Annotated in this window: 5 protein-coding genes; 2 read left to right on the forward strand and 3 right to left on the reverse strand. The window is 70.6% G+C overall.

The window, feature by feature from the left end:
* Positions 1-1,170 (reverse strand): biotin synthase BioB (gene bioB, locus CCS38_RS00255; RefSeq protein WP_223731133.1); only part of this gene is annotated, 1,170 nt, incomplete at its 3' end.
* A gap of 144 nt (positions 1,171-1,314) precedes the next feature.
* Here bioB and CCS38_RS00260 point away from each other — a divergent pair.
* A complete protein-coding gene (locus CCS38_RS00260; RefSeq protein WP_223731134.1) occupies positions 1,315-2,502 on the forward strand; it encodes an 8-amino-7-oxononanoate synthase in 1,188 nt (395 codons plus the stop codon).
* A 93-nt stretch (positions 2,503-2,595) separates the two neighbouring features.
* Here the strand turns inward: CCS38_RS00260 and CCS38_RS00265 are convergent, their stop codons facing one another.
* Both CCS38_RS00265 and CCS38_RS00270 read right to left on the reverse strand, forming a co-directional pair.
* Positions 2,596-2,832, reverse strand: a complete 237-nt coding sequence (locus CCS38_RS00265; RefSeq protein WP_223731135.1) for a DUF397 domain-containing protein — start codon at positions 2,830-2,832, stop codon at positions 2,596-2,598.
* 34 nt (positions 2,833-2,866) lie between these two features.
* Positions 2,867-3,739, reverse strand: coding sequence for a helix-turn-helix domain-containing protein (locus CCS38_RS00270; protein ID WP_223731136.1), 873 nt, complete (start codon positions 3,737-3,739; stop codon positions 2,867-2,869).
* 256 nt (positions 3,740-3,995) lie between these two features.
* Between CCS38_RS00270 and CCS38_RS00275 the strand changes: the two genes are divergently transcribed.
* The gene (locus CCS38_RS00275) at positions 3,996-4,463 is read left to right on the forward strand and encodes an ATP-binding protein (RefSeq protein WP_223731137.1); all 468 of its coding nucleotides are present in this window, start codon (positions 3,996-3,998) and stop codon (positions 4,461-4,463) included.
* Positions 4,464-4,709: the final 246 nt, after the last annotated feature.

Consider the following 4,709-nt stretch of genomic DNA (forward strand, 5'->3'; position numbering starts at 1 on the left):
CAGGTCCGTACGGACACCGTCGGCGTCCGGCGCCTCGGCCACCGCACCGGCGGCGACCGGCTCGGGCTCGGCGGCGGCCGGCTCGGCCCCGCCGTCACCGCACGGCGCGCAGCCGCCGCCGTCACCGTGCCCGCCGCAGCCGCCGCCCGCGGCGGCCAGTGCGTCGGCGCGGTGCGCGGGCAGCGTGGTGGTGCCCGCGCCCTCCACCTCGAACCCGGCGTCCTCGATCATCGCGAGGTCGTCCTTGCCGGCCTGGCCCTCACTGGTGAGGTAGTCGCCCAGGAAGATGGAGTTGGCCAGGTGCAGCGCGAGGGGCTGCAGGGTGCGCAGGTGTACTTCGCGGCCGCCGGCGAGGCGGACCTCGACGTCGGGGCAGACGAAGCGGACCATGGCCAGGATGCGCAGGGCGCGCTGCGGGGTGAGGTTCCACTCCTTGGCCAGCGGGGTGCCCTCGAAGGGGATCAGGAAGTTCACCGGTACGGAGTCGGGGTCCAGCTCGCGCAGCGAGAAGACCACGTCCACCAGGTCCTCGTCGCTCTCGCCCATGCCCGCGATCAGGCCGGAGCAGGCGGACATGCCGGCCGCCTGGGCCTGCTGGACGGTGGAGACGCGGTCCTCGTAGGTGTGCGTCGTGGTGATCTTCCCGTACGTCGCCTCGGACGTGTTGAGGTTGTGGTTGTAGGCGTCGGCGCCCGCGTCCTTCAGCCGCGACGCCTGGCCGTCGGAGAGCAGCCCCAGGCAGGCGCACACCTCGACGCCCTCGTTCTGCTCCTTGATGGCCGAGATCGTCTGCGAGACGCGGTCCACGTCCTTGTCCGTGGGGCCGCGGCCGCTGGCCACCAGGCACACCCGCTTGGCGCCGCCCGCGACACCGGCGGCGGCCGCCTTGGACGCCTCGTCGGGCTTGAGCCAGGTGTACTTGAGGATCTCGGCCTTGGAGCCGAGCCGCTGGGAGCAGTAGGAGCAGTCCTCCGGGCACAGGCCCGACTTGAGGTTGACCAGATAGTTCAGCTTCACCCGCCGCCCGAACCACTGGCGGCGGACCTTGCCCGCCGCCGCTACGACGTCGAGCAGCTCGTCATCGGATGTCGCCAGTACGGCGAGTGCCTCTTCGCGGGTCGGCGACTCGCGCCGCAGACCCTTCTCCACCAGAGCGTTCAGCAGGTCCATGGCGAAGATCCTGTCCTACGGCACCGCCCGGGGCCAAGGAGGATTCCCACAAGGCCGCTGGTTGGCGGTGTGTGTATCGCCACACCGTAAGCAGGCGTAACGACCGCTAACGTCTATCGACAGCCAACAAACCCGAGGAAGCCGATGCCTGCCGATCCCGCCGCAGCCCAGCCCGGTAACGACCCCTTCGCCTGGATCGACGAGGCGCGCGAGCGGCGTCGCGGCGCCGGACTCGTACGGACGCTGAACCCGCGCCCGGCCGACTCGGCGCTCCTGGATCTGGCGAGCAACGACTACCTGGGCCTCGCCCGGCATCCCGAGGTCACCCGGGCCGCCGCGGCCGCCGCGCACCGCTGGGGCGCCGGCGCGACCGGCTCCCGGCTGGTCACCGGCACCACCGAACTGCACGCGCAGCTCGAACGCGAACTGGCCGAATACTGCGGTTTCGAGGCCGCACTGGTCCTGTCCTCGGGTTACGCGGCCAATCTCGCCGCCGTCACCGCGCTCACCGCGCCCGGCTCCCTGGTCGTCTCCGACGCCGGCAACCACGCCTCCCTCATCGACGGCTGCCGCCTCTCCCGCGCCCGTACGGCCGTCGTCCCGCACAGCGACCCCGAGGCCGTGCACAAGGCCATCGACGCGGCCCACGTCGAACCGGACTACGAAGGCCGGGCCGTGCTCGTCTCCGACTCGGTCTTCTCGGTGGACGGCGACGCGGCGCCGCTGGCCGGGTACGCCACCGCCTGCCGCGCGCACGGCGCCGCACTGCTGGTGGACGACGCGCACGGACTGGGCGTACTGGGCGAGGGCGGGCGTGGCGCGCTGCACGCGGCGGGCCTGGCGGGGGACCGGGACGTGGTCGCCACCATGACGCTCTCCAAGTCCCTGGGCAGTCAGGGCGGTGCGGTACTGGGCCCGGCGAAGGTCATCGAGCATCTGGTCAACACGGCCCGTACGTTCATCTTCGACACCGGCCTGGCGCCTGCCGCCGCCGGTGGCGCGCTCGCGGCGCTCCGGCTGCTCCGCCGCGAGCCGCGGCGCGCGGACCGGGCCCGTGCCGTGGCCCGCGAACTCCACCGCCGGCTGACGGCAGGAGGACTGTCCGCGGTCCTTCCGGAGGCCGCGGTGGTCTCCGTGCGGGCGCCCTCGCCCGAGGCGGCCGTGCGGTGGGCCGCCGATTGCCGTGCGGCGGGTCTGATGGTCGGCTGTTTCCGTCCGCCGTCCGTTCCCGACGGTATTTCGCGGCTTCGGCTGACCGCTCGTGGGGATCTGACCGACCGGCAGATCGACGAAGCGGTCGGCGCGATTCTTTCGACCGCGCCGACCGCTTGACGACCGCTTGACCGAATTCCCCGGAACAGGTGTCGGAATTTTATTCTTGAACCGGTTCCGGGGAGGGCTGGATCAGCCCTTCTTTTAGCTGGATCAGCCCTCCTTTATGGGCCGACCGATGTGCAGGGCGTCGACAAAAGCCCGCCATGCAGGGACCGCGAACAGCAACGCCGGTCCCGAAATGTCCTTCGAGTCGCGCACGGCGAGAGTTTCACCGTTGACCCGGGCGGTCTCGACGCAGTTGTTCATTCCCGTGCTGCGCGTGCTGCGCACCCAGCGCGCGCCCGTAAGGGCCGTGCTGGCGGGTACGTACCGCGGCGATGCCGTCATTTTGGAGCCTCCTCAACGCGCCCGGGCCAGGCTGTCAGCCTTCTGCGGCCCGGGCAATCAAAGCCGATGATTCCTCGCATGAGAGGGCGTGCCCCCGCAGCGTGTCGAATGCATCGCTGTACGCCCTGAGGTCCTCTTTGCGTTCGAGATAGAGGCTACTCGTCAAATGGTCGAGAACCACCACATCCAAGTCAGCAATGAGCGGAAAGGAGAAGATAACGAAAGGGCCGGTGATGCCGATGTGGACCCCGGCAGTGAACGGCAGCACCTGCAGCCGCACATGCGGCAGTTCCATGACCTTCAGGAGATGCCGCAATTGGGCTTTCATCACCTCTGGACCACCCGCCGGACGGCGTAGTACCGCCTCGTCCAACACGGCTGAAAGTTTCAGCGGAGGGTCCCCCTCCAGAACGCTCTGCCGCGCTATGCGCACGTCGACAAGCGCATCGATTCTGCTCTGCGGTAGGTCGGCCAGCGCGGCCCGCGTGACGGCCCGCGCGTAGTCCGGAGTCTGCAGCAGTCCGGGTACGACCGTCGTCTCCAGCGTCCGCGCGTGCGAAGCGCCGGCCTCCAGGCTGATGAAGTCCCGGTAGGCGGGCGGCAGCAGGTCACGGTAGGTGTGCCACCAGCCGCGCCCGGCTTCCCCTCCGCTGCCGCCGCCCGCGTCCTGGCCGCACAGCGCGGCCAGCAGTGCGCGGGACTCCTCGTCGCGCACCTCATAGGCGTCCAGCAGCCGTTCCACGTCGGCCGGACGCACTCCGCTCCGGCCGGTCTCTATCCGGCTCACCTTCGACTGATGCCAGCCCACAAGGCGGGCGGCCTCGCCGCTCGTGAGCCCGGCCAGATTCCGGCGGCGCCTCAACTCCGCACCGAGCTTGCGACGGCGCACTGCGGGACCGTGGTGCATGAACCCTCCTCACGGACGTACCGCGATTCGTCATAACTGACACCGATGCGTCAGTGTGCCGCCCAAATACGGTCTCGCGTAGCAGAGTTCACCGCTTCGGGCGACAGATATATGCATATCTTGGTGGATGGCTCACGGCAGGGGCAGCATGAGTGGCAGTCTGGCGCAAAGCAGCGGCAAGGGACCGATTTTCGGACCCGATCATGTCGCTGTCCAGCGGGGAGACGGCCTCGGGTGGGAAAGGGACGGCGCGGCGATGGCGGATCACCAGGAAGCAACACTGACCCTGCCGAGTGCGCCCGGCTCCGTACCGAAGGCGCGCAGATACGTTACGGGAGTCCTCACGGAGTGGGACGACACACCGGCCGGCGCGGACCGCGCCGAACTCCTCGACTCCGTCCGGCTCATCGTCTCCGAGCTGGCCACCAACGCCGTCGTGCACACCTCGGACCGGTCCCCGACCTTCACGGTCGACGTCCACCTCGACCGCCACGAAGTCCTGCGCATCGGCGTCACGGACAGCCATCCCCGGATGCCGCGCCGGCTGCCGGCCGCGGTCCAGCAGGACAACGGCCGCGGCATGGTCATCATCCGCTCCCTCGCGGCGGAATCCGGCGGAAAGATCACCGTCGAACCGACGGAGAGCGGCGGCAAGACGGTCTGGATCGCCCTCCCGTGGCCGGCCCCGGTCCCGCCCGCGGGACAGCGGACGGCCGGCACCTGATCCGCCCGAATGCGGCCGAGACCATTCGCCCGGCACGTGCCGCGCTTGCGGGCCGCCCCCGATCTGTTGCGGCCCCCCTCTCTCTACCGGTCGCGCTTCAGCAGCGCCTCGGCCCCCACGGGGACGAAGCCGGCGGCGAGCAGCGCCCGCACGCTCGCGGCGTTCGCCGGCGCCACCTGGGCCCACACGGGCTCGCCCGGCGGCACGAGATGCCGGCCCGCCGCGGCGAGCCCGTGTGGGCCCAGG

Source organism: Streptomyces purpurogeneiscleroticus (assembly GCF_020024005.1).
In the GTDB taxonomy this organism is placed as follows: Bacteria; Actinomycetota; Actinomycetes; order Streptomycetales; family Streptomycetaceae; genus Streptomyces; species Streptomyces purpurogeneiscleroticus.

What these genes read in the sequence shown, in the direction of transcription:
- CCS38_RS00260 (WP_223731134.1), top strand. Translation starts at nt 1,315, where the DNA reads ATGCCTGCCGATCCCGCCGCAGCCCAGCCCGGTAACGACCCCTTCGCC.
- CCS38_RS00265 (WP_223731135.1), bottom strand. Translation starts at nt 2,832, where the DNA reads ATGACGGCATCGCCGCGGTACGTACCCGCCAGCACGGCCCTTACGGGC.
- CCS38_RS00270 (WP_223731136.1), bottom strand. Translation starts at nt 3,739, where the DNA reads ATGCACCACGGTCCCGCAGTGCGCCGTCGCAAGCTCGGTGCGGAGTTG.
- CCS38_RS00275 (WP_223731137.1), top strand. Translation starts at nt 3,996, where the DNA reads ATGGCGGATCACCAGGAAGCAACACTGACCCTGCCGAGTGCGCCCGGC.